Here is a 25851-nt window from a genome sequence, read left to right as displayed (position 1 = left end):
GTGCATCTTTTGTTGCGACCCCGTTCACTCCACCACTTTCCTGAACCGCCACACATAGCTGCGGAAATCACCTTTTTCAATCGGCACATTCAGTCCTGTGTTCATCAGTTCGTCGCCCCCGTACACATGGCCAGTTTCGTTGTTTTCATACAAAAATTCCGAATTGAGGCCTTGAAAACGAAATGACTTTTGCACCTGAGAAGGACTGGCGAGCACGGTAAAATAGAAGCCGATCGCCTCGGACTGATCTGGTGACACAAAGCACCAAGCGGCATCGCCACGCTCAAATGGGCTTGTGATCCTATAGAAGTCGCCGAATTGAATCAGAGGGCGAATTTCTTTATAAAAAGCCACTTGTTTTTTTACTGCATCTTTTTCCTCATCGGTCAGTTTCGTGAGATCCAACTCATAGCCGAAGTTTCCAGACATGGCGACGGCTCCACGCATGGCAAGCGATGTGATACGGCCGACCTGATGATTGGGTACTGCGGAGACGTGTGCACCCATGGCAATCGGCGGATAGACAGCACTGGTTCCGTATTGAATTTTTAATCGGCAAATGGCGTCAGTATTGTCACTGGTCCACGTCTGCGGCATGTAGTAGAGCATTCCGGGATCGAAGCGTCCGCCGCCGCTTGAACAACTCTCAAACAGAATATTTGGAAATGCGTTGGTGAGACGTTCGATCAATTCATAAAGCCCAAGCATATAACGGTGAGCTGTCTCGCGTTGGCGGTCGTGCGGCAGCAGTGCTGAGCCGATTTCGGTCATATGGCGGTTCATGTCCCATTTGACGTAATTGATATTCGCGTTTGAGAGGATAGAGGATAGCGAATGTTCAAGATAATCGCGCACATCTTTGCGCGACAGATCAAGTACGAACTGGTAGCGGCTTAAACTGCGCAGACGATTCGGGACATGCAGACACCAGTCTGGGTGCGCACGGTATAAATCGCTGTCCGGAGAGACCATCTCGGGCTCGAACCAGAGACCGAATTGAAGCCCCATTTCGTGAATGCGATTGGAAAGCCATGCCAGTCCGTGCGGCAGCTTGCGTTTATCGACAAACCAATCGCCAAGTGAGCTTTTGTCATTATCGCGATGACCGAACCAGCCGTCGTCCAGTACGAAAAGTTCGATGTTCACTTTTTGCGCTTCTTTGGCAATTGCCAGCAATTTTTTTTCATTCAGCTTAAAATAAGTGGCTTCCCAATTATTGATCAGGATCGGGCGCAACTGATCACGGTATTTCCCGCGGGCTAACCGTTCCCGATATAGGTGATGATAGGTTCGTGACATGCCGCCAAGTCCTTGATCGGAATAGACAAGAACTGCTTCAGGCGTTTGAAAGGTATCATCCGGATCCAGCCTCCAACTGAAATCAAAGAGGTTTAATCCAATTGATGCGCGTGTGGTCTTGTATTGATCGACCTCGATTTGTGATCGAAAATTGCCGCTGTATACGAAACTGAAGCCGAACACTTCCCCCTTCGCTTCATCTGCATTTTGGCGCATTAAGGCGAAAAACGGATCATGCTGCGGACTGCTGGCGCCGCGTACGCTCTCAATCACACGACTGCCCGGTGCGAGCGGCCGGCGGTCCATATTGCGCTCGTTATTATGAGAGCCATAGAAACTCAGGCTGTCATATTCATCATCACGAAAGTCGATACTAGCGCTTACCGCGTTCAGAATGCGAAGGACGCCGGCTCCAATGTTTTCGAAACGCACGGATCGGGTGATCGCGTTGAAATCGCGAAACACACTATAGGTGAGCACAACGGACAGACCGGCCACCGGGTCCTGCAGCATGATATCCAGTGATTGAGCTTCTTGTTCCTGCTCTATATAGGTAGCGGGCAGACCATTCAGTTTCTTCTTTCCTGAGTAGATCACATGGCCTGCATAGCGCAGATCAGTGATTGTCGATCCGTTCTCAAGCTGGATCTGGTAGGCGGGATGACGATAATCGCCATTCCCGTATGCCGGATATTCTAATGGCAGCGTGCTCAGCGTAAATCCGCGCCGCGCAGGATCCGCATAAGGTGCGAACGATCTGGGCATCTCGGTGAGTGGTCTGCTTCCGCGGTATCTGTTTATTTTCTTACCCCAATAGAGATGAAGGAGATAGCCGCTGTCTATGTGCATTACATAGCTGGCCTTTTGGGTTTGCAGATGAAAGATCTTGTTTTTCGAATCATAATTGATCACGACAAAACCTCCATGATGACGTCGTTTGTTGTGGTGCATCTGAGATTTTTCTTAATATAGATCGATTTTAGTAGATGAGATTAATTAAGTAAAGAAAGCCCATACATATTTAGAAATCTAACAAATAGTTAGGGAATGCGCCATGTTTGCGTTCATAGATGACGAACAGTATAGTTATATTAAGAAATCTTTTTGCACTTTGTTTTCGGAGGTGAGCACGGATGGGCTTTTTAAAAAAGTTATTTAAGAAAAGTGAATTGAATGCGAATCAAGCGGAACCAAGTAATGCAGAAGTTGCTGCTTCCGGCGAATTTTATATCCCGTTAAAGGGAAAAGTTGTGTCCATAACAGAGGTGCCGGATCCTGTGTTTTCTCAAAAAATGATGGGTGACGGTTTTGCGATTATTCCGGAAAATGATATTGTCCGTTCTCCTGTCGATGGTAAGATAACGAATATATTTCCTACGAAACATGCGATCTCGCTCAAGTCGGACGATGGTCGGGAGATTTTAATACACGTGGGATTGGAAACGGTTTCTCTTAAAGGAGAGGGATTCACGTCGCTTGTAAAGGATGGTACTGCTGTGAAGAAGGGGGATCGTCTGCTGCAGGTCGATTTCTCCAAGATTTCGGATAAGGTTCCGTCGACGATTACTTCTGTTGTGTTTACCAATTTGAATGATGGTGAGCATGTTGTTGTGGAAAATAATAAAGTATCGATTCAATCATAAATGGTAATGAATCTTGAAAAACCATTGCCGAACGGCATAAAATTCGTACGAAATGATTAAATCAATGATTCGCTTCTGTTGAAAAATGAAAAATGATGCAATAAAAAGACCGAGCGAGCAGCTCGGTCTTTAAACATATCTGTAATTAATCGGCAATCGGTCGCGAACGGCGGATGACCAGAACATTGATAACAATAAAGACGACGGAGAAAAGCAGGAGAATCAATCCATCGAGCCACCACCCAGAAAAGCCGGTGCCGCGGATCATGATATTTCTCAAGGCCTCGGTCGAGTAATGAATCGGCATCAGATTGCCAATCGCACGCACCCAGCTGGGCAGGGTATCAATTGGAAACAGTCCCGACAAAAAGACCTGCGGAACAATGACAAGCGGAATGAACTGGAACATCTGCAGCTCATTCGATGCAAAGGTCGAAAGCAGGATGCTGAGCGAAAGCGCACTGAAGGACAGGATGAACACGATAATCAGTACGTCCAGCAGATGTCCGATGTTGTAGATATTCAGCACATAGACAATATAACAGGTGAGGACAAAGGACTGGACGATCACAAACAGTCCGAAACCGAACATGTAGCCCCAGATAATCTGATAACTCTTTATGGGGGAAGCCATCAGGCGATCTAGGGTTCCGGTTGTCCGCTCACGAAGGAAGGATACACCGCCGATCATGAAGATAAACAGGAAGACAAAAATACCTACCATGGCGGGCCCAAAGGAATCAAAGGTGTTCAGACTGTCATTGCCATGCAGATAGGAGACATCCAGCTTCACTTTGTCTGGTGCATTTGCTTGGTTCGGTTGCTCCGTTTTTGGTGCATTTTGCATGATTGAGGTGAGCGCTGAAGGCGCATAGCGCTGCATCGCTTCGGACATCTGCTTCATAGTTTGCTGCTGGGCCTGAATTCCTTTCTGCTGTGCGTTAATGACATCAGTGAGCTGCTTCTTCATGGATGTAACGTTCAGTTGTTGAATCGTTTGCATCGACTTCTGGATCTTGCTCATCGCGAGACCGTTACGTGATGGATCACTGCCTTCTAAATGCACTTTAATCGGATTCTTCAAATCAACATAGGCATCGATCTTCTTGTCAGCAAGAGATTGCCGCGCTTGCAGCGGACTCATTCGCGTGTAATCGGATGTTTTAAAAGCAGACAGATAATCGGAAGACTCATAATGAATAATGGCAAGATTCGGTTCGGAGGTTTTAGCCCCGAAAATATACCAGACAAGCGTCAGAATCAGAAGCGGCGCGATAATCAATAGAGCCAGGGTGCGCTTATCGCGGACAATCTGGCGAATAATGCGCCGTGCCATAGCAAACAGATTTCTCATTTCTTTGCGCCTTCCTTCTCAATCGTGATAAAGATATCTTCCACAGAAGGAACGCCGTATTGTTCGGTTAATGTTTTAGGCGCACCCTCAGCAATTATTTTCCCTTCGCTGAGCAGTCCGACCCGGTCGCATTGTGCGACCTCATCCATGACGTGAGTGGTCACGATAATGGTTGCGCCCTTTCCTTTTAAATAATGGAAAAGTGTCCACAGCTTGCGCCGGATCATCGGATCGAGGCCAACTGTTGGTTCGTCAAGCAAATAGAGCCGCGGACGATGGACGAGAGCCGCCGCCAGTGAGAGGCGCCGTTTCATTCCTCCAGAAAAATTGGACACATTTTTTTTCAAATCCTTCTCTAAATCAACTGCTTTGGCCACTTCGTAGATGCGCTGCTTTTTCTCCTTGCCGCGCATCCCTTGAATGGAGGCAAAGAATTCAAGATTTTGATAAGCACTTAATTCGTTATATAAAGCGTCGGACTGAGCCATATAGCCGAGCGAACGGAATGCGTTCAGGGTCGGGCGCTGTTCAAACAATTCAACCTTGCCGCTGTCTGCTTTTTCAAGGCCGAGCAAGATCCGGACAAGCGTCGTCTTTCCGGCACCGGACGGACCAATCAGGCCATAAATTTCCCCTTCTTGAAGCGTGAGAGACACATCATCCAGTACGATTTGATTCTTGAACCGTTTGTGCAGATGGTCTCCCTTGATCGGGTAGCTCACCGTCATCACATCCTTTGTATGCATGCTATTGAACACTGTGTTCATTAATTATGATAGAATGGGTGGGGAAAATGTTCAATAGTCAATGTTTGAGAAAATGGTCATTATTGAACACTTTGAAGCAAAACGTTGATTATCTGTCTTATTTTGTTTGATCATCGTCTTGAACGTCAATGATTTCGGAGGGGGATTTATGGCATCCGATTCAACAGATCTGCGCGTACTTAAAACACGTGCGGCCATTCAATCACACTTTCTCGATTTGCTGCTGCAGAAGAATTTTAATGAGATTACAGTTAAAGATATAGCTTCAGCCGCTAAAATCGGACGCGGCACTTTTTATCTTCATTATGAAGATAAATATGACTTGCTGGAAACCGTTATGGAGGAAGGTCTGGCAGAGACTGTCGATAAATTTCGCCCGCATGAGTATTTTGTGGATGACAAAGTAATCCCCGAACGAGTCGTCGGCTTTGCATTAACCATTTTTCAACACTTTAAGAAGCATGATCGTTTCTTTCGAGCGATGTTATTTAACGAGGGAATCCCGATGTTCCGCCATCGGATGCAATCGCTTTTTCTAACAAAATTCCGAACAGAGATTCAACCATTACAGGTTCCGTCCGAGAAAGCGGATCCTTTGATACTTGAAATCCTGCCGATCTTTATCTCATCAGCGATGATCGGGCTCGTCAGCTGGTGGTTTGAAAATCAAATGCGGATTTCAGAGCGGGAGATGGCGGAAAAGCTTTTTCTTATTATGACTCGCGGGCCACTCAGAGCGTTGGGCCTTGGTTTTCCAGATGAACGCAAATAAAAATCGCCTCACAAATTGTGAAGCGATTTTTATCTAATATATAGAGTGCAAGACTATACTTCGCTATTCATTGAAACGACGGCATGCGTCTCGGCTGATCGGAAACACATCATGACTTCTTACTCCATGCGCTTACTCTTTTGTATCCAATCATTCATTAACCTTTCGCTGCTAATTCCTTTTTATACGCACTGTGATCAGTTGGGCCGGTGTACTCATTAAGGCTGAATGAAGCGCGGATTCCAGCAGTGACAAATGCCTTAGCTACTTTAACAGCTTCAAGTACCGATTGACCCTTAGCCAGTCCCGCGGTGACGGCAGCCGCATAAGTGCAGCCTGCTCCATGAATATTCGGCGTGTCCACGCGTTCATCGGCGATGATATGAAAGTCCTTGCCGTCATAAAGAACGTCGATGGCCTGATCCGTCTCGGGTAGCCGACTTCCGCCTTTCACCAATGCATTTTTTGCTCCTAGTGCGACGATTTTTTGTGCCGCTTCTTTCATTTGATCAACAGTTGTGATCCTTGGCATGCCGGTCAGCCGTGCCGCTTCGTATAAATTCGGAGTAGTAACGAGTGCTTTTGGAATCAGCAGCTTAAGCATTGCGGCCGTATTCTCAGGCTGCAGTTCCGGCTGAATTTCCTCTTCGGCACCTTTGCAGACCATGACCGGATCAATCACCACACGTGTTAAGTGATTTTTTTCAATGGTATCAGAGGCGATTTTTATTATTTCCGGTGAGCCGAGCATACCGGTTTTCATTGCATCAACACCAATACCGACAACAATCGTATCCAGCTGTTTCTTTAGTAATTCCGTATCCAGCGTGGTGACGCTGTGCGACCAATGCTTGTACGGATCCATCGTTACAATGCAGGTCAGCGCGGTCATGCCGTAAACACCGAGCTCTTGAAATGTTTTTAAATCGGCTTGCATCCCTGCGCCGCCACTCGTATCTGATCCCGCAATGGTCATTGCTTTGTGAATTATGTTCATAAATCATCCTCCTCGTACCTATCTTTGTTTTCTATTATAGTAAGTATTCTTAAAAAAAACTATGTTCAGTATTTGTCCCTATTGTATTTCAAATCATTTGAGGATAATTTGTCGAATTTTTTTTGGATTATTCATTAAACCGATTGATATATGAGCCGATAAATAAGATGTAGACTACTGTCACTAACGGAAGATTAATGGTTGGTGATGGAAGGCAGGTGCTTTCTGTATCATGTCTGGAGACAATGAATGGCTTATAAATTTCGCCGCTTTCCTGGCGATCCTTCTTTCAATTGTTTCTCTGCTGATGTTTTTTCGCATTCAGAGATTAAGGAAGAAAGAGGAAGGCGAGAAAATAATAAAAAAAATAACCGATACCTTGCATATCGGTGCGTTTATCATAAATAAAGGTGCATTTATATACGTGAACAACCGGCTCTGTGAGTTGACAGGCTATTCTGCCGAAACATTGAAACAGATGAAATGGCAGGATGTCGTCTCATTGCAAAATTTTGAAGGAACGGCAGCCGTCATTAATGATCTGCGAGAAGGACGAACCAACGCGATCGAGGAACGAATTGTTGTGATCCGCGGCGATGGATCAAGAGTTTCACTGGTGGTCAAAAGCCAAAAAATTAGTGATATGCGTCATTCATTAATCTATGTCGGGACCGCGGATGTCGAGGATCGCGCTTATCTACAGAGCGGCGACGGCAAAGAAAGTCTTATTGATCCGGTAACCGAACTCCCGGGCAGTCTCGCGCTTCGCAGACAGCTTGAACACGAAACCATTGAAAATCCGGCGCTTTCGCTCGCACTGGTGTTTGTCGATATTGACAGCATGAACAGAGTGAACGACACTATTGGAAGAGACGCCGGGGACAAGCTGCTCCAAGAAGCGGCGAAACGGCTGAAAGAATGTGAAGGGGAGCGTGTTTATCACTATCGAGGCGATGAATTCGCTATTTTATTCAAGAACCGTACGCGAGCCGATTTGAAAATGCACATGAAACGAATCATGAACTCGTTTACAGCACCGATTCAGATTCATGATACTCCGTGGTACGAATCGATCACGATGGGTGTGAGTTTTTTCCCGGGGGATGCCGACAGCGGAGGCAGACTGATTGATTCTGCCATTGCAGCGATTCATTATGCGAAGAAAAACAGCCGCGGCAAATATGAATTCTATAACCCGGGAATAATCAATAGTCTGCGCAAGCGGCTTGAACTGGAAATGGACTTGCGCCATGCGGTGAAGCGGAACGAATTTACACTTCACTATCAACCGCAAATTGATCTTAAGGCGGGAACTGTTGTCGGCTCCGAAGCACTGATCCGCTGGATTCATCCGATTCGAGGGGTTATCTCTCCGGGTATATTCATTCCGCTTGCCGAGGAGATAGGACTCATTGAGCAAATCGGCGAGTGGGTGATGAGGACGGCTTGCAAGCAGACCAAGCAATGGAATGACCAAGGACTTTTAATTAATGTATCTGTTAATCTGTCACCGAAGCAGCTGTTCCAAGAGAATCTGGTAGACTTGGTTCAGTCGTCCTTGACCGAATCAGGTCTTCCGGCAGAGCGCCTGCAGCTTGAGATTACGGAGACGGCCGGTGCAGACCTGTTCGTGATGTCTCAGAAACTTCAGGCGCTTGAAGAGATTGGGGTCGGTATCAGCATTGATGACTTTGGAACAGGGTACAATTCTTTAAACTATCTGAAGCAATTGCCATTGAGACAGCTCAAAATTGATCAATCATTTATCCGGGGCAACCGCCATGATCATCAAGATGTTGCACTCGTCCGAATGATTGTGGCGCTTGCAAATGAGCTTAACTTGCAAGTGGTCGCTGAAGGTGTCGAGTCGGCTGAACATGTCCAGTTTCTGAAACAAACGAATTGCGCACTCGCTCAAGGGTATCTGTTTGCCCGGCCTTTAAACGCTGAGCGATTTGTTGAACAGCTGGCCCCGATTAATCAGCAAATCAGTGAAATGATTATGTAGGAAATTTGAGCGGAAGATGGGTCGATTATTTTATTAATAGTGTGCAGTGTTCAAGTACGCAGATAATTAGGAGGCGTTTTTCATGAAAAAAATGATTGTGCCTACCGCTTTAGTGAGCGGACTATTATTTTCGGCGACCGGACAGCAGGCTTTGGCTGCGTCAGGGCAGGATGTCGTGAATCAAGCGTTGAACTATCAAGGAAAATCATATGAATACGGCGCACCGGCTTATTCTGAATCTGTATTTGACTGCTCTTCGTTTACTCAGCTCATATTCAAAAAGGTTATGGATGTGACCTTGCCGAGAACTTCTGCAGCGCAGGCAACGGTAGGAGTAGGTGTGTCGAGAAGTCAATTGCAGCCTGGCGACTTGCTCTTCTTTGATACATCAGGTGATGGAGGCATCCATCATGTCGGCATTTATGTTGGTAACGGGCAGATGATCAGTTCTGAAGTCACAGTTGGTGTTCACGTCACAAATGTATTCAGCGGAGGAGGTTCACAGTCGTACTGGGAACCGAAATTCAAAACCGCTCGCCGGATTACAGGCAGTGGTACGAGCGTTTCAAGCAGCAGTCAAACTGCTAACGTTGCACAATCATCAACAGAGAGCACTGCTGCTTCAACCTATACGGTGAAAAGCGGCGATAGTCTCTGGGCAATTGCAAATCACAACAGCACGTCGGTATCTCAGCTGAAATCTCTTAACGGACTGAAGTCAGATACGATTTATCCGGGTCAGGTGTTGAAATTATCAGGGACATCCGCATCCGCCACAACGGAAAATGCCAAGTCTGTGCAATCGTCCGAATCGACCTCATCGACTCAACAGAGCTCGTCTGCTTCAACCTATACGGTAAAAAGCGGCGACAGTCTCTGGGCAATTGCAAGCAAAAACGGAATGTCGGTGAACACGCTGAAATTCGCTAATGGATTAACATCGGATCTGATCTTTCCCGGGCAAACTTTGAAACTCTCACAGACAGCAGCATCGTCTGCTTCAACTGCCACACAGACCTCATACAAAACGACAACGCAAAAATCGTCATCCAGTTCAAGCGGCGATTACAAAGTGAAAAAAGGCGACAGCCTATGGGAAATTGCAACACTCCATAGCATAACCGTGAATCAGTTAATGCGAGCGAATAATCTATCATCCATACTGATTTATCCTGGACAGCATTTGATTATTCCCGGCACCATGTGACTGTGAAATAAAATAAAAGAGAAAGCTCGGGACGGAGACATATCCGTCCCGGGCTTTTTTGGCAGGTAAATAACAGTCATGACCCGCCTGAAAGGTGTTTTTGAGCTAATAAAAAATGCCCGTCATCCGTCTCACTTCTGACTCATAAAGCATTCGGGTTCTTAAGCGAAAATTTTCCGTCTATTATCAGAATAGGCGCATACTCCGATCGACCGACCCTGGATACGTGACGCTGAACCGTATCATTAGTGAAGCGACATTTATTGCCTTAACCGCGTATGAAGTTGTTCGTATGTACAGACGGTTTGCTTCTAACCAGAAACGAGTGAAAACGCTTTAAAATTTGAAGAAAACCTTCTATAATGTGAATAATAAGTGAACGATATGTGTCTAAAACAGTAATAATATATAAAATAAAGAATATGACAACATATTGTAACAAAAATCACTTTAAAACAGTTTTATTAAAGTTATAATTTAAAGTTTATGCTATAATGTCAATGTTTACTTTGTGCGTAAAACGAAGAGAGAAAAAGAGGGGAGGAAGAGCAAACGTGAAGAAGTTAAAAATACTCATAAAACCTATGCTTCTCCTGCTGGCGGTACCGATGCTCACCATGCTCACTGGGTGCTCAGACAAGATTGCTGTGCTGAATCCGCAGGGACCTGTAGCCAGATCACAATATCATTTGATTATCTGGTCATTAATTATGATGAGCTTCGTTCTCGCCATTGTTCTTATAATATTTGTTTATGTGCTGGCACGGTATGGACGTAAAAAAAGTGCCGGATACGATCCTGATGATACGGGAAACAGGAAACTTGAAATAATCTGGATGATTGTTCCGGTGGTCATCTGCGTGCTGCTTGCAGTACCAACGGTGAAAACACTATTTTCGTTGAGTAATCCTCCGAAGGCCACGGCGATGCAGTCAAAAACGGCGGGCAAAACGCTCACGATCGACGTGACCTCGGTCCAGTGGAAATGGCTGTTCCGTTATCCGAATCAAAAGATTGAGACCGTTAATTATGTTGTGATTCCGGCAGGTACACCGGTCAAATTTCGTCTCCATGCCTATGATGCAATGAATGCGTTCTGGGTGCCGGAACTGGGAGGCCAGCAGTATACCATGACTGATATGCCAATGAAGTTATGGCTGCAGGCAGATAAACCTGGCAACTATGATGGACGCAGCTCCAACTATTCCGGCAAGGGCTTTGCACACATGACCTTTAAAGTGATGGCGCGATCAGCCACGGATTTTGACAGCTGGGTACAGTCTGTGAAAAGCAATAAACCGGCTCTGACACATGAAAAATATATGGAATTGCTTAAGCCGAATACGGTGAAACCGCAAGAGTTTTCGTCCTATCCGGAACTTGTTTCGAAGGATTTGAACAAAGCACAGATGGAAGCGCTGATGAATGGCGATCCGGTCGAAACAGACAAAATGAATGGTATGGATATGGATAAAGAGAACAACGGGAAAGGGGGGCATGACCACAATGATTGATTCCATTAAATCGTTTATGGGTTGGTTTTTTGTCACCGGAGATCCGATGATTTATGGCGCGGACGCTTCAATCGCTTTAGCTTCAATTGGCATTGTTGCTGTCTTAACCTATTTTAAAAAGTGGAAATGGCTGTGGCAAGAATGGCTGACCTCAGTTGATCATAAGAAAATCGGCATTATGTACATTATTGCAGCGCTGCTGATGCTTTTCAGAGGCGGTGTTGATGCCTTGATGATGCGTACACAGCTGACTTTGCCTAATCTGCATTTTCTTGATGCTGAACATTATAATCAAGTATTCACGACCCATGGCACAATTATGATTATTTTTGTTGCCATGCCATTTATTTTTGGTTTAATGAACATAGCTGTGCCGCTTCAAATCGGCGCGCGCGATGTTGCTTTCCCATTTTTGAACGCACTCAGCTTTTGGTTGTTCTTTGTCGGAGCAATGCTGTTTAACTTATCGTTCGTCATTGGCGGTTCACCGGATGCAGGGTGGTCAAGCTATGCTCCGTATGCGGATGTGGAAATGAACCCCGGCGTTGGACAGAACTACTATTTGCTCGGTGTGCAGATTTCCGGGATTGGATCGCTGGCTACGGGAATCAACTTCCTTGTGACCATTTTAAAAATGCGTGCTCCGGGCATGACGTTGTTTAAAATGCCAATGTTCACGTGGTCCATATTGATTACATCGGTTATTGTTGTCTTCGCATTTCCGGCCTTCACGGTTGCGCTGGCTCTGATGACTATTGACCGATTGTTTGGTGCTCACTTTTTCACGATTGCTGCCGGAGGTTCTCCGATGCTTTGGGCCAATTTGTTCTGGTTTTGGGGGCATCCGGAGGTTTATATTGTGTTGCTGCCGGTATTCGGCATCTTTTCCGAGGTCATTGCCACGTTTGCACATAAGACTTTGTTCGGGTATGCCGTCATGGTCTGGTCAATGGTAGCAATCTCCTTGCTCAGTTTTATTACTTGGCTGCACCACTTTTTCACCATGGGCAATACGGCTCCTGTTAATGCCTTTTTCTCAATATCGACGATGCTCATCGCGATACCAACCGGTGTGAAGATCTTTAACTGGCTGTTTACCTTGAATAAAGGGCGTATTCAATTTACAACTCCGATGCTCTGGGCATTGGCCTTTATTCCGAACTTCACAATTGGCGGTGTTACCGGCGTAATGCTGGCGATGGCGCCTGCCGATTACCAATATCATAACAGCTACTTTCTGGTTGCCCATTTCCACAGTACCCTGATTGCCGGTACCGTGTTCGGCATCTTTTGCGGTCTGCATTATTGGTGGCCAAAAATGTTCGGCTACATGCTGGATGAGACAAAGGGAAAATGGTCGTTTTGGATTTTCATGATTTCCTTTAATGTTTGCTTTATGCCGATGTATTTCCTCGGTTTGATGGGCATGACCCGTCGTATGTATACGTACCCTGCAGGACTTGGATGGACTCCGATCAATGTGGTGATGACCATCGGTGCCTTTGGTATGGGCGCAGGATTTGTCCTAATGGCCTACAATATTATTTGGAGCGCGATGCATGGGAAAAAGGATGCGACCGGCGATCCGTGGAACGGCCGCACTTTGGAATGGTCAACTGCTTCACCGGCTGCAGAGTATAATTTCGCACATATTCCTGAAGTTTCGGAACGAGACGCATTTGCTGTGACAAAGGAAAAACGCAAAGCAGGAAATGCAGGAACAGTTAAATCTTATGCACCGATCCACATGCCGAATAATACCGGTATTCCGGTCATCATGGCTTCGTTTATGTTTGTGGCCGGATTCGGGTGTGTTTTTGAGTGGTACTGGATGGCTATTCCAGGCGTTATCGGTGTTATCGCGTGTATGATCGCACGTTCCTTTGTATACAATGATCATCACTACATCTCAGTTGAGGAAATTAAACGAACCGAAGCTGCCACGGGGAGGTTATCCTAATGACGGAATCAACACTGAGCCTGCATGAAAAAGATCGAAGCAAAATGCCTCTTGAATACACGACAGAGGAAGGCGACCTTCGTATTGTCGGATTTTGGATCTTCCTTGCGGCCGAATTGGTCCTGTTCGGCACCTTGTTCGGCACCTATCTTGTGCTGCAGAGTCACACAGCCGGCGGTCCGACGGCAAAGGATTTGTTTGAGATCGGTCCGGTTATGGCTGAAACGATTGTACTTCTGGTAAGCAGTTTTACATGCGGATTAAGCACAATAGAACTTCGCCGTCATAATAAAAAAGGACTGATCGGATGGCTGATTGTAACCATTCTGCTTGGTCTGGTGTTTGTCGGACTTGAGGTCAACGAATTTTATACCTATGCAGTTCATGAAGGGGCACCGATATCAAGAAGCGCGTTCCTCTCCGGATTCTTTGTTCTGCTTGGTACACACGGCTGTCACGTGTCGCTTGGTATTATATGGATTATCGGTATTTTACTGCAGCTTGGAAAGCGAGGCATTACGCCGGTCACAGCACGTAAGGCATTCATGGCCGGTCTCTACTGGCATTTCCTTGACGTTGTCTGGATTTTTATTTTTACAGCTGTTTATCTGACAGGGTTGGTGATTTAAAATGGATGAAAATCAGAATCAAATGTCGGAACAGGTGCGGGCAGGTTTTCCTTGGAAGCAAGTCATTGGGCTGCTGCTTTCACTGGCACTTACTTTTATCGCCCTGTGGATTGCTGTTGGTTTGTCGTTGCCGGTGCATGTTACCCTAACAATTATTGTTGGATTAGCAATTTTTCAGGCGTTCATTCAGCTGTTCATGTTTATGCATGTGACAGAAGGAACTGAGCCTGTCCATCAACTCATTGGCATTCTTTTTGGTATTTATGTTGCATTTGCCGTTGTTGGCGGAACATTATGGATATTAGCCTACGCGCTGTAAAAAGGCGCACTATGTTAAAATTAAGGCGGAGCGCTTGTTGCCCCGCCTTTTCTGCGCAAAGAAAATATATGGGTAAGTTCATAAATCAGTCAAAAAACGGCATTTTGTGAATACTTATGAATTTATTTGATTGATAATGAACGTTTTTCACTTTATAATTAATTACTTGAGAGACCTTTCGGGTTTTTAATAGAGGCGGTCTGTAAATATGCAAGCGATTCCCTGGGAAACCGGGAAATCGCGGCCTGAAGGGTATGGATCTGTGTCAAGCGGCAGACAATACAAAAGATTAACCGATCTTAGTAATGAATCCGCTCTCTATTTGATCGTTTGAACTTTAGGCCGCAATTCGTGATTATAATAAAAATTTTAATTAGGAGCTGATCATTCGTGATCTATACGTGCACACTGAATCCGGCGATTGATTATTTTCTGCAAGTGGACAATTTCAGAGCCGGTGAATTGAACCATGTCAAAGCTGACCGTAAAATGCCCGGTGGAAAAGGCATCAACGTCTCCAGAGTTTTAAAACATTTAGGACAGAACTCCATCTGCCTCGGTTTTATCGGCGGCTTTACGGGAGAATTTATTAAAGGAAAGCTCGCTGAAGAGGGAATTGAAGCTGATTTCGTTCCTGTTGACGGTGATACGCGAATTAATGTAAAGCTGAAGAGTGATACAGAAACAGAAATCAACGGTGTTGCACCGCAGATTACTGACGAACAGTTGAATGCTCTCTTTGCAAAGCTGGAAAAGCTGACTGCCGATGATATCCTTGTTCTTTCCGGGAGCGCTCCTGCCACTCTCCCTGTTACCATTTATAAAGATATGATGGATCACGTGGCTGCAAGTGGAGCAAAGGTCATTGTGGATACGAGTGGCAAGGCCTTCCGTGAAATTGTTGAAGCAAAGCCATTCCTTGTAAAGCCGAACCATCATGAACTTGGCGAATATTTCGGTGTAACAATCGATAGCTTCGATGAAGTCAAAGTCTATGGCAAAAAGCTTGTTGAAAAAGGAATTGACCATGTCATCGTTTCGATGGGCGGCAAAGGTGCGATCTACATAGACAAGGATCAATACCTCTATGCTCCGCCGGCTAAAGGCGAATTGAAAAACTCAGTCGGTGCCGGAGATTCTTTGGTTGGCGGCTTCTTATCTGAGTATGCCGTGAGCGGCGATTTCAAGAAAGCATTCCAAAAAGGCGCGGCATCAGGTAGTGCAACAGCATTCTCTGTTGACCTGTGTACAAAAGAAAAAGTAGAAGAAATGCTGCCGCAAATTAAAATTAGTACGATCTAAAGGCAGCTCTGTTGTGGCTGAGAAAGATGGGCATAAAGTTTTAAAGAGAAATCATTAGGACTCCGCCACTGATAAAAATCAACTGGGAACCATTGTTAGATAAGAGAGGATGGGAAATCATAATGAAAGTGACGGACCTGTTAACGGCAGCGACCGTTAATTTGGATTTGAAAAGCACGACTAAGAAAGATGTATTGGACGAACTGGCGTCAACACTGGACAAGGCCGGCAAATTAAACGACCTGACCGAATATCGCGCAGCTCTTGACAAGCGCGAAGAACAAAGTACAACGGGAATCGGCGACGGTGTTGCCATTCCTCACTCAAAGACAGCTGCTGTTAAAGAAGCTGCAATTGCGTTCGGTCGTTCCAAAGAAGGAGTCGACTTCCAGTCTTTAGATGGACAGCCGGCACACCTGTTCTTCATGATCGCCGCTACAGACGGCGCCAACGCTACGCACCTTGAAGCGCTGTCGACCTTATCGACTTTCCTGATTGATGCAGGATTTCGTGAAAAACTGATGAATGCAGCAACTTCCGAAGAGATAGTTTCCTTGTTTGACGAGCAGGAATCAGAAAGCGAAAATGTGGCTGCCGAAGAGAAAAAAGCAGCAGAAAACAATACGGACGGATATGAAGTGTTAGCCGTAACCGGATGTCCGACCGGGATTGCGCATACCTATATGGCTGCTGATGCCTTAAAGCAGAAAGCAAAAGAAATGGGCGTATCAATTAAAGTACAGACCAATGGTTCGACAGGAATTAAAAACAGACTTCAAGCGGACGAAATCGAAAAAGCTAAGGGTATTATTGTTGCCGCCAGTATTAAAATCGACGTAGAACCATTTAAGGGAAAACCGCTTGTTCAGGTACCGGTTACTGATGGTATCCGTAAGCCGGAAGAACTGATTAATGAAGTAATCGAAGGCAAAGCGCCTGTTTATCAAGGCGACGGCAGTGCTCCTAAAGCAGCTGCCGAAGAAGAATCAAAAGGAAAAAAGATAAATATATACAAGAATCTGATGAACGGTGTTACCTATATGCTGCCCTTCGTGGTCGGCGGCGGTATTCTGATTGCTATTTCTTATCTGATCGCATCACTTACCGGGGTTGAACTGAGACATGTAGCCAGTGTTGCGGATGTTCATGATTTCCCAACTCTGCTCAGTTTTATCGGAAACGGCAACGCGATGTACTTGATGATACCGATTTTGGCAGGTTTTATTGCAATGAGTATTGCTGATCGTCCCGGACTTGCGCCAGGTATGGTCGGCGGACTGATGGCACTGACTAGCAATGCCGGTTTTCTTGGCGGCTTGATTGCCGGATTCCTGGCAGGCTATGTAGTTGAACTGGTGAAATGGGCATTCCAGAAATGGCCGCAATCGCTTGATGGATTAAAACCGGTGCTGATTTATCCGGTATTCGGTATTTTTATTACCGGTGCACTCATGTTCCTAATTAATCAACCGATAAGCGATTTTATGGAGGCAATGACTCATCTGTTGAACAGTATGGGCACAGGAAATCTCGTTCTGCTCGGTTTGATTCTCGGCGGTATGATGGGTATTGACCTTGGCGGACCATTTAATAAAATTGCTTTTACGTTTGGCATTGCAATGATTAGTGCCGGCAACTTCTACCCTCAGGCGGCAGTTATGGCCGGCGGTATGGTGCCACCGCTTGGTATGGCACTTGCCACAACACTGTTTGCACATAAATTCAATAAATCTCAGCGTGATGCTGGAAAAGTAGCTTATGTGCTTGGCGCAGCCTTTATTTCCGAAGGAGCCATTCCGTTTGGGGCAGCAGATCCAATCCGGGTCATGGTGTCAACAACGATCGGTTCTGCACTCGCCGGCGGGTTAGCACTTTTGTTCGGCATCGGACTTCGTCCACCGCACGGCGGAATCTTTGTTATACCGCTGGTCAGCAATGGAAACCCGTTCCTTTATGCACTTGCAATTATCATTGGAACGGTCGTCACTGCAATTATTTACGGCATTTGGAAAAAGCCACTTAAAGAGCAGAAAAGTGCTTAATATTTGGTTGTAACTTGATTTTTTAAAAGTATTGCTTATGAACCGCAGAAGAGCAGCACGCCTGCACTCTGCGGTTTCATATAAATTAATTTTTTATGATTAAACAGAAAAAAAGTTGATACAGTTAATTTTGACAAATAAAACACATTAATTGTACTCGCTTTCAATTTGAAAAAACTCTTGATATAATAATAACTGTTACGTTTTCCTAACATTTGTTTATTGGGGAAAATTAATTCGAGGTTTTTCGGATTTATCAGTTCTTGCAGATACATTTGACCTACAATTGTATGTGTAAGTGAAGTTATGTCAGCATGATCTCCTGTTGCGAGTGTTGATGAGAACGGTTCGATGTCAAATGGGCCGTATACGCTGTGACAAGAATGAGCGATTAATGAATCGCTGAACTTTTTATATCTGAAGGGTAGGGTGAACGAAAAGATGTCAGAAAAAATTACTGGTATTGCTGCTTCCGCAGGTATTGCTATTGCCAAGACTTTCATTCTTAAAAATCCGGATCTGTCCTTTGAAAGAAGTACAGTTACCGATAAAGAAGCAGAAAAGAAAAAGCTGAACGACGCTCTTGAAGTATCCAAAAAAGAATTGACGACCATTAAAGAAACGGCTGAAAGGGAACTAGGAAAAGACAAGGCGGAAGTATTTGCCGCACACCTCATGTTCCTAAGTGATCCTGAATTTGTCGGTCAGGTTGCATCGAAAATTGATGATGAAGGTCTGAGTGCTGAGTCAGCACTTGACGATGTATCAAGCTTCTTCATTCAAATGTTTGAAGGCATGAAGGATAATGAATACATGAGAGAACGCGCGGCTGATGTTCGTGACGTATCCAAACGTTTGCTGGCTCATTTGCTCGGTGTTTCCTTCACGTCTCCGGCGAGCATCACTGAAGAAACGGTGATCATTGCCGAAGATCTGACACCTTCAGATACCGCACAATTGAATCGCAAATATGTTAAAGGCTTTGCAACAAATATCGGCGGACGCACTTCGCACTCAGCGATCATGTCCCGCTCAATGGAAATTCCTGCTGTCGTCGGAACAAAAACCGTTATGGCGCAGGCTAAAGAAGGACAACTCGCTATTATCGACGGATTGAATGGTGAAGTTATTCTTGATCCAAGCGAAGAAGAAGTTAAAGAATACAAAGCGAAACAAGCTGCTTATAAAGAACAGCAAGAGGAATGGAAGAAGCTTGTTCATGAAACAACGAAAACAAAGGACGACGCACATGTTATTCTTGGTGCAAACATTGGCAATCCTGGCGATGTGACCGGCGTATTGAACAACGGCGGCGAGGCAGTCGGATTGTATCGTACTGAGTTCCTGTACATGGGCCGCGATAAACTCCCGACAGAAGACGAACAGTTTGATGCGTATAAAGAAGTTCTAGAAAAAATGGAGAATAAACCGGTCGTTATCCGTACGCTCGATATCGGTGGAGATAAGAAACTCTCCTACCTTCCGCTTCCAGAAGAAATGAACCCATTCCTTGGCTTCCGTGCGATTCGTCTCTGCCTGGAACGTCAGGACATCTTCCGTACACAGCTTCGCGCCTTGCTTCGAGCAAGCTCTTATGGCAAGCTGCGCATCATGTTCCCGATGATTGCGACGATTGACGAATTCCGTCAGGCAAAAGCAATTCTTCTTGAAGAGAAAGCGAAGCTCGTTGACGCCGGGACAAAGATTTCGGATGATCTTCAGGTCGGCATGATGATGGAAATTCCTGCTGCTGCTGTATCGGCAGATCGTTTTGCTAAGGAAGCAGATTTCTTCAGCATCGGCACAAATGACTTGATCCAATACACGATGGCTGCGGATCGAATGAACCAGCACGTGTCTTATCTTTATCAGCCATGTAACCCATCCATTCTGCGCCTTGTCAGCAAAATCATTGACGCAGCACATGCGGAAGGACATTGGGCAGGCATGTGCGGTGAAATGGCCGGCGATGCAACCGCGATTCCATTGCTGCTCGCACTTGGTCTTGATGAATTCAGCATGAGTGCCACATCGATTCTGCCGGCAAGAAGCCAGCTGCTGAAATTGTCCAAGGCAGACTTGGCAAAACACAAAGAAGCATTCCTCAACCTTGATACGGCTGAAGAAGTGCTTGACTACGTCAAAACAAAAATGATCTGATTCTAAGTAATAAAGAAAACGGACAGGTGCCCATTATGGGCTGCTTGTCCGTTTTTTTAAAATATTTTTTTGGTACGGCGCAATGCAAAATACGGATACCTGTAAGTTGAGGTATCCGTTTTTGTATGAAGCTCTTATCTTTGTTTTTTTACTATTGGAATATAAATGTCACATATCTTTCCCGTGTCCGACATGCATCGGTCATCATACAGTTCGAAGTCGGCACACCCCGGCGCATACTCGTATCCGGATTGAGCAAACCACTCATTAAAGATGTAGTTCCAAGTGCCCTGAATGGCAGCCACGAAGGTTTCAGCATGGCATGCCGGTGTTGAAAACACAGCATAAGTTGCAGGCGGCAATTCACAAACGTGATAGCTATCCGGAATTGTTGCGTCATCCTTGGGTTCAACACCGATGACATAGTCAAATGCACCGGTTTCAGGATCTTCCGGAAAACACGCACCGTACTCATCGTGTTTTTTGATAAAGCCCTCGGCGTGAAGCTTTTCCATACGCCCATCATTCATATAGTTGTTCCAAAAGTTTGGTATTTCTTTACTATTTTCTCCATCGGATGAAGTCGTTTTGAGGGCAAATCCTGCGAGTTTTACAGCGGAAAGGGTAACAAATCTCGGTTCCAAAATAATTCCTCCATTCAAATATTTGTTTGTGCGGGGAATGCTTGGCGGGAACGGACGATCACAATGCGCATGCAAACGGTAGGTTCCCGGCGAACAGCCGAAATAACGACGAAAAGCTTTACAAAACCCCGAGTGGGTCTCAAACCCATAGTTCAGAGAAATATCGAGAATTCTCCGGCCGGAAGTCAGCTCATAAGCTGCAAAAGCAAGGCGGCGGTTTCGTACATAGGCCATCACTGAATAACCAACGCCCCATTGAAAGAGCCGACAAAAATGCCAAGTCGAAAACCCGGCGCGTGCTGCTAAATGATCTGCGTTGATATCGTCTGTGATATGCTCGTCAACATATTCCAGAGTATCTTGCAAAATTGCTGTCATGTCCATAAAGCATTCCCTCCAACCGTACGGTAAGCTTAGTATAGCAAAGCAACAAAAAGATGCTGTTCCAAAATGGCGAAGTTTTATAGAGGATGCATTTTTAGAATTCAAAAAGCACCGCAAAAGTTAGTTTTTTAGCCTAACTTTTGCGGTGCACATCATAAATCTGTTACGTACTATTTATTCAGAATTTGCTCAAAGACCTTTTTAACCTTAGGCGTGACATAGTGGCTGCCGCCGTGTTTTTCGGTGTTTTCAACGATCATGGTGACCATCAGTTTAGGGTCATCCGTATTATAGGCGACGAACCAGCCGTTTTCCCGGCCGGATTCACCCTGTTTCTGTTTGAATTCCGGAGTACCTGTTTTTCCGGCAAGGGTCAAACCATTTATTTTCGCATCATGTGCGGTTCCTGAAGAATTGTCAACAACTTGGATCAGATCCTTGTTTAACAGTTGAGCAATACCTGCAGACATCACATTTTTCTTCCAGAAAGTTGGCGGATTATTGGTTTTGATCAGTCGCGGCTTGATCATGCTTCCGTCATTAACAAATGCTGAATAAATCAATGATAAATGAAGCGGGTTGACACTGACTTGGCCCTGACCATATCCGGAATTGGCAAGAAGCGATTCACTGTCCAGTTTTCCGTCATTTGAGATGGTCGATTTGCGCATCGGATACTCAATTGGCAAGGATTCGCCAAACCCGAATTTCTTGACATCGGAGGCAAAAGTTGAGCCGCCGATTTTGAGTGCTGCCTGCGCAAAATAAATATTGTCCGATTTGAACAACGCAGTCTGCAGATTGACCTTAGGATCATGATTGACTCGAGTGACATAGTAGTCTCCCCAAGAACTGTTCTCCTGCCATTTGCTTCCGCTGATTGCAATCTGCGTATCAGGACTAATTGCTTTATGAGTTAAAGCGATCGCCGCAGTCAGTGGTTTAAAAGTTGATCCGGGTGCGGATGCAGCGGTAAAACGATTTCTTAACGGTTGTTCCTTGTCATTGCTCAATTTTTGGTACTCACTCGATGAGATTCCAAGGACGAAATCATTGGGATTATAGGATGGTGCGCTGACCAGTCCGAGTATATCGCCGTTCCTCGGATCAATAGCAACTCCGGTTCCCGCATCCTTTTTAAGCTGGCCGTACAGCGCATCCTGAACGTTTCGATCGATCGTCAGCTGAATATTCTTACCGTTAACCGGATTTTTTTTCGCAATAGTTCCGGCTGCTGCTCCTGTTGGATCAAGTAAAAGGATTGCTGCGCCATTGTGCTGACGGAGCTGTTTTTCAAACAGCAGCTCGAGTCCGGTTTTACCAATCACTGAGTTGGCGTTGTAGCCCTCGTTTGGATGCTCTTTCAAAAGCTCGGCAGTCATTTTGCCAACATATCCGGTTAAATGTGCACTTGCATTTTTATCGGGATAGACCCTGCTTGCAACGTCTGTTTTAACCACACCAGGCAATTCGGTAACATCTTTCACCAGCTTGGTTTTCGACGCATCAATGGTAGTAATAGGAACAAGACTGTCCACCTTGACCCATGAAGCGGCAAGAGCCTGATTAATTTGTTCTTTGCTGACACCAAGCAGCTCGGTCAATTTTTTGATTGTGGCTGCCTTGTCACTGTCCGAACCCATCTTGCCGGGAATAAGATCAATCCGATCGGCAGTTCCATTGATCGCCAATGGTTTGCCGTTGCGGTCGACGATTTCTCCGCGCGTACTGGCCAACGTATCGACACGTATTTTGGAACCGGTGCTCATACCCGGAAGAATCATGCTCGGTTTCCAGCTGACGTACCAATTCTGCTTTTCCTTACGTTTCTCTTCCTTTAATTGTACCGATTGAGAAAATTTTACCGGGCCGGCTACCGTATTGAGCGTTGCATTCAGCTGCACAATTCCTTCTTTTTTCGTGTTTTCTTTAATGCTGGTTTTCAATTTTCCTGCTTCTATTGCATCATAAATTCGTTTGTATCTGGAAACAAAGTCTGTTTTGCTAACGCTTTTTTGCGATTGGTTTGAAAGAAAGTTATACATTTTGGAAAAGTCTTGTTTCTGCCATGCTTTGACATAGTCTTCCATACGATCCTTTGCTGTCGGCTGATTTCCGCAAGATGAGAGTGTGAGAAGTAAGACAGCGAAAATGATCAAGAGGACGGGGAGCTTAAATTGATATTTATTCATTAAGGGAAACACCTCCATAAAGTTCGGAACGGGGTCAATTCATCTCATATATATTCCAGCAATACTGATTCCATGCGGGTTGTCCAACTAGCTACTCAATTCTTATTATATAGGATAGAATGTCGAAATGCCGATAAACTTGCTAATAACAATTTTAAAACTCTGTAAAAAATGTATAATCTGGTTGAAAACATAGATTTTATCTAGTATTTTGCGTATAATGATCATGATTTTGACATGAATAGTCATTATAATTTATTCGTTTTAAATGAAAATGGAAGTGAGTGATCGAGCAATATGGAAAAAGTGATCGAGTTCAAGAATGTATCGAAAACATATCCAAACGGTACTCAAGGACTAAAGCATGTCAATTTATCGATTGATAAAGGGGAATTTGTTGTCATTGTTGGTCTATCCGGCGCCGGAAAGTCGACGCTGTTACGTTCAATTAACCGTTTGAATGAGATCACTGAAGGGGAAATCGTGATTAAAGGAAATTCGATCACAAGGGCAAAAGGCAAGCGGCTCTTGCGCATGAGGCGCGATATCGGCATGATCTTCCAAAATTTTAATCTCGTAAAACGTTCCTCAGTTTTGAAGAATGTCCTGTCGGGAAGGGTTGGCTATCATTCAACGCTTCGGACGATTCTTGGCCTTTGGCCGAAACAGGATGTTACGCTGGCATTGTCGGCGCTGGATCGTGTAAATATTAAAGAAAAGGCTTATTCTCGAGCAGATGAACTCTCCGGCGGCCAGCAGCAGCGTGTGTCGATTGCACGCGCATTAGCCCAAGAGGCGACTATTATTCTCGCTGACGAACCAGTTGCGTCCCTGGACCCTGTGACAACGGTTCAGGTTCTTGATGATTTGAAACGCGTGAATCTAGAACTTGGCATTACAACGGTCGTCAATTTGCACTCCGTTGATTTGGCAAAGAAATATGCGACGCGTATTATCGGCATTCGCGCCGGTGAAGTTGTCTTTGACGGTTCTGTGGACGAGGCAGTTGATGAAACGTTCGATCAAATCTATCAACGCTCCGGCAAAGGGCAGGGAGCGGAGGCGAATAGTCGGTGAATCTAGCAAAACGGAGAGTAGCGAAGCTCAAGCTAAGTCTGATCATACTATTTTTTATTCTGCTTATTTGGAGTGCTTCGAAGCAGACGGGAGTGTCGCTGGTTGAACTTTTTTCAAATTTATCGAATATGGGTGCGTTGCTCGCACAAATGTTTCCGCCCGATTGGAGCTATTTTAACTATGTAACCTCGGCCATGCTGGAGACGATTCGAATGGCGGTGCTCGGAACGACCTTCGGCGGGATCGTCGCGATTCCTTTTGCGTTGTTTGCTTCACGAAATATTGTGAAAAAAGGATGGATTGCTATTCCCTTCCGATTTGTCATGAATTTAATACGAACGATACCGGAACTGCTACTTGCGGCATTGTTTGTTCCGATCTTCGGCATTGGTTTTGTATCCGGAATATTTGCTCTGGCTGTCTTTTCTTTTGGGGTTATAGCCAAGCTTGCCTACGAGTCGATCGAGGCGATTGACAAGGGCCCGCTTGAAGCGATGACTGCCGTTGGCGCAAATAAATTACAGTGGATTTTTCTCGGTGTTATCCCGCAAGTAGTTGCTCCATATATGTCCTATTTCCTCTACTGTTTTGAAATCAATGTGCGTGCGGCAACGATTCTCGGTTACGTCGGTGCCGGCGGTATAGGACTGTATCTCAGCCGGACACTCGGTTTTCTTCAATACGACCGTGTCATGTCGATTATCCTCTACACCTTTGTTGTTGTCTTGATCATTGACGGACTCAGCAATAGAATTCGGGAGAAGCTGATATGATGAATACAACGATGAAAAAACCGCTTATGAAGCGTCTCAGAAATTGGACGATTGCTCTTATTGTGCTTATTATCTATGTTTGGGCATTTACGGGTTTCTTCAAAAATTTCGAATTAAAACCAACCGCTTTGCAAGCAGCTAAGGCTATTTTTTCCGGCATGTCTCATCCTGATTGGGGCTATGTCAGCCAGCCTGGCGGTGAAGATTTACTGCATGCATTACTTGAAACCTTTAATATCGCCGTTCTTGGTACATTTATTTCCGCAATTCTTTGCGTTCCCTTTGCATTCTGGGCAGCGAGAAACATGAACCGCTATCGTTTTGTTTCCTCGGCAGGAAAGATCTTTCTGAGTGCGATTCGTGTATTTCCGGAATTAATCATGGCACTTCTGTTTATTAAAGCTGTTGGTCTGGGAGCCTTTGCCGGCGTACTTGCGCTGGGCTTTCACTCAATCGGTATGTTAGGCAAGTTGTTTGGCGAATCCATTGAAGATATGGATTTTAGCGCTGCAGAGGCGTTGCGGGCATGTGGTGCAAATAAATTTCAGACCTTATGGTTTGCGATTGTCCCGCAGGTCATGCCACAATTCTTCTCATATACGCTTTATCGTTTTGAAATCAGTGTTCGTTCCGCGGCTATCTTGGGTATGGTTGGCGCCGGTGGTATCGGTGCCCCGCTCATCTTTGCACTGAACGCGCATCGTTGGGATCGAGTCGGTGTTATTCTGCTCGGTATCATCGTTATGGTATCAATTATTGACTTGATCTCGGGTGCGATCCGCAAACGATTGGTCTAATTGAAACATAT

The 25851-nt window shown here is 45.3% G+C and carries 20 protein-coding genes; 14 read left to right on the top strand and 6 right to left on the bottom strand.

The genetic code is table 11. The annotated features are described in order from the left end of the window. Nucleotides 1-24 precede the first annotated feature (24 nt). Nucleotides 25-2250: an alpha-galactosidase gene (locus NOM01_RS07700; RefSeq protein ID WP_255747783.1), complete on the bottom strand. Its 2226-nt coding sequence runs from the start codon at nt 2248-2250 to the stop codon at nt 25-27. A 182-nt stretch (nt 2251-2432) separates the two neighbouring features. Between NOM01_RS07700 and NOM01_RS07695 the strand changes: the two genes are divergently transcribed. Continuing rightward, the gene (locus tag NOM01_RS07695) at nt 2433-2942 is read left to right on the top strand and encodes a PTS sugar transporter subunit IIA (RefSeq protein WP_255747782.1); all 510 of its coding nucleotides are present in this window, start codon (nt 2433-2435) and stop codon (nt 2940-2942) included. Between the two features lie 145 nt (nt 2943-3087). Here the strand turns inward: NOM01_RS07695 and NOM01_RS07690 are convergent, their stop codons facing one another. Together NOM01_RS07690 and NOM01_RS07685 are read right to left on the bottom strand one after the other, a co-directional pair. Next, nucleotides 3088-4296 (bottom strand): ABC transporter permease, encoded by a 1209-nt coding sequence (locus tag NOM01_RS07690; RefSeq protein WP_255747780.1) that lies wholly within the window; start codon nt 4294-4296, stop codon nt 3088-3090. Beyond that, nucleotides 4293-5018 (bottom strand): ABC transporter ATP-binding protein, encoded by a 726-nt coding sequence (locus tag NOM01_RS07685; protein ID WP_255747778.1) that lies wholly within the window; start codon nt 5016-5018, stop codon nt 4293-4295. Before NOM01_RS07685 ends, NOM01_RS07690 begins: the two co-directional genes overlap by 4 nt. A 193-nt stretch (nt 5019-5211) precedes the next feature. Between NOM01_RS07685 and NOM01_RS07680 the strand changes: the two genes are divergently transcribed. After that, nucleotides 5212-5835 (top strand): TetR/AcrR family transcriptional regulator, encoded by a 624-nt coding sequence (locus NOM01_RS07680; protein WP_255747777.1) that lies wholly within the window; start codon nt 5212-5214, stop codon nt 5833-5835. A gap of 157 nt (nt 5836-5992) precedes the next feature. On the opposite strand, the gene pdxK is transcribed toward NOM01_RS07680, so the two are convergent. Next, nucleotides 5993-6832: a pyridoxine/pyridoxal/pyridoxamine kinase gene (gene pdxK / locus NOM01_RS07675; RefSeq protein WP_255747775.1), complete on the bottom strand. Its 840-nt coding sequence runs from the start codon at nt 6830-6832 to the stop codon at nt 5993-5995. Nucleotides 6833-7064: 232 nt separating this feature from the next. Between pdxK and NOM01_RS07670 the strand changes: the two genes are divergently transcribed. The 9 genes from NOM01_RS07670 to ptsP all read left to right on the top strand — a co-directional run bounded on the left by NOM01_RS07670 (nt 7065) and on the right by ptsP (nt 19973). Next, a complete protein-coding gene (locus tag NOM01_RS07670) occupies nt 7065-8840 on the top strand; it encodes a putative bifunctional diguanylate cyclase/phosphodiesterase (RefSeq protein ID WP_255747774.1) in 1776 nt (591 codons plus the stop codon). An 82-nt stretch (nt 8841-8922) separates the two neighbouring features. Next, nucleotides 8923-10047 carry a LysM peptidoglycan-binding domain-containing protein gene (locus NOM01_RS07665; RefSeq protein WP_255747773.1) on the top strand — a complete coding sequence of 375 codons (1125 nt, stop codon included), beginning with the start codon at nt 8923-8925 and terminating at the stop codon, nt 10045-10047. Nucleotides 10048-10601: 554 nt separating this feature from the next. Continuing rightward, the gene (gene qoxA / locus NOM01_RS07660) at nt 10602-11561 is read left to right on the top strand and encodes a cytochrome aa3 quinol oxidase subunit II (RefSeq protein ID WP_255747772.1); all 960 of its coding nucleotides are present in this window, start codon (nt 10602-10604) and stop codon (nt 11559-11561) included. 16 nt (nt 11562-11577) lie between these two features. Then, nucleotides 11578-13521, top strand: coding sequence for a cytochrome aa3 quinol oxidase subunit I (gene qoxB / locus NOM01_RS07655; RefSeq protein WP_255747933.1), 1944 nt, complete (start codon nt 11578-11580; stop codon nt 13519-13521). Further along, the gene (qoxC, locus tag NOM01_RS07650; protein ID WP_255747771.1) at nt 13521-14150 is read left to right on the top strand and encodes a cytochrome aa3 quinol oxidase subunit III; all 630 of its coding nucleotides are present in this window, start codon (nt 13521-13523) and stop codon (nt 14148-14150) included. Before qoxB ends, qoxC begins: the two co-directional genes overlap by 1 nt. Nucleotide 14151: 1 nt before the next feature. Further along, nucleotides 14152-14469, top strand: coding sequence for a cytochrome aa3 quinol oxidase subunit IV (qoxD, locus tag NOM01_RS07645; protein WP_255747770.1), 318 nt, complete (start codon nt 14152-14154; stop codon nt 14467-14469). 390 nt (nt 14470-14859) lie between these two features. Further along, nucleotides 14860-15771 carry a 1-phosphofructokinase gene (gene pfkB, locus NOM01_RS07640; protein WP_255747769.1) on the top strand — a complete coding sequence of 304 codons (912 nt, stop codon included), beginning with the start codon at nt 14860-14862 and terminating at the stop codon, nt 15769-15771. Nucleotides 15772-15893: 122 nt separating this feature from the next. Further along, complete coding sequence (locus tag NOM01_RS07635) at nt 15894-17813, top strand: PTS fructose transporter subunit IIABC (protein WP_255747768.1); 1920 nt, start codon at nt 15894-15896, stop codon at nt 17811-17813. Nucleotides 17814-18254: 441 nt separating this feature from the next. Continuing rightward, the gene (gene ptsP / locus NOM01_RS07630) at nt 18255-19973 is read left to right on the top strand and encodes a phosphoenolpyruvate--protein phosphotransferase (RefSeq protein ID WP_255747767.1); all 1719 of its coding nucleotides are present in this window, start codon (nt 18255-18257) and stop codon (nt 19971-19973) included. 134 nt (nt 19974-20107) lie between these two features. Here ptsP and NOM01_RS07625 read toward each other — a convergent pair whose 3' ends face one another. Both NOM01_RS07625 and NOM01_RS07620 read right to left on the bottom strand, forming a co-directional pair. Then, nucleotides 20108-21001 carry an AraC family transcriptional regulator gene (locus NOM01_RS07625; RefSeq protein WP_255747766.1) on the bottom strand — a complete coding sequence of 298 codons (894 nt, stop codon included), beginning with the start codon at nt 20999-21001 and terminating at the stop codon, nt 20108-20110. A gap of 170 nt (nt 21002-21171) precedes the next feature. Beyond that, nucleotides 21172-23193: a penicillin-binding transpeptidase domain-containing protein gene (locus tag NOM01_RS07620; protein ID WP_255747765.1), complete on the bottom strand. Its 2022-nt coding sequence runs from the start codon at nt 23191-23193 to the stop codon at nt 21172-21174. 306 nt (nt 23194-23499) lie between these two features. Here NOM01_RS07620 and phnC point away from each other — a divergent pair, with 306 nt between their 5' ends. The 3 genes from phnC to phnE (NOM01_RS07605) are packed head-to-tail and all read left to right on the top strand — an operon-like array spanning nt 23500 to nt 25840. After that, entirely contained in the window at nt 23500-24270 is a 771-nt protein-coding gene (gene phnC, locus NOM01_RS07615; RefSeq protein ID WP_255747932.1) for a phosphonate ABC transporter ATP-binding protein, read from the top strand. Further along, complete coding sequence (gene phnE / locus NOM01_RS07610; protein ID WP_255747764.1) at nt 24267-25043, top strand: phosphonate ABC transporter, permease protein PhnE; 777 nt, start codon at nt 24267-24269, stop codon at nt 25041-25043. Before phnC ends, phnE (NOM01_RS07610) begins: the two co-directional genes overlap by 4 nt. Continuing rightward, nucleotides 25040-25840 carry a phosphonate ABC transporter, permease protein PhnE gene (gene phnE / locus NOM01_RS07605; protein ID WP_255747763.1) on the top strand — a complete coding sequence of 267 codons (801 nt, stop codon included), beginning with the start codon at nt 25040-25042 and terminating at the stop codon, nt 25838-25840. Before phnE (NOM01_RS07610) ends, phnE (NOM01_RS07605) begins: the two co-directional genes overlap by 4 nt. Nucleotides 25841-25851 lie beyond the last annotated feature (11 nt).

It is taken from the genome of Sporolactobacillus sp. STSJ-5 (assembly GCF_024385605.1).
Lineage (GTDB): Bacteria > Bacillota > Bacilli > Bacillales > Sporolactobacillaceae > Sporolactobacillus.
The sequence above is the reverse complement of the archived record's forward strand: the minus strand, read 5'-3'. Positions and strand labels throughout refer to the sequence as shown.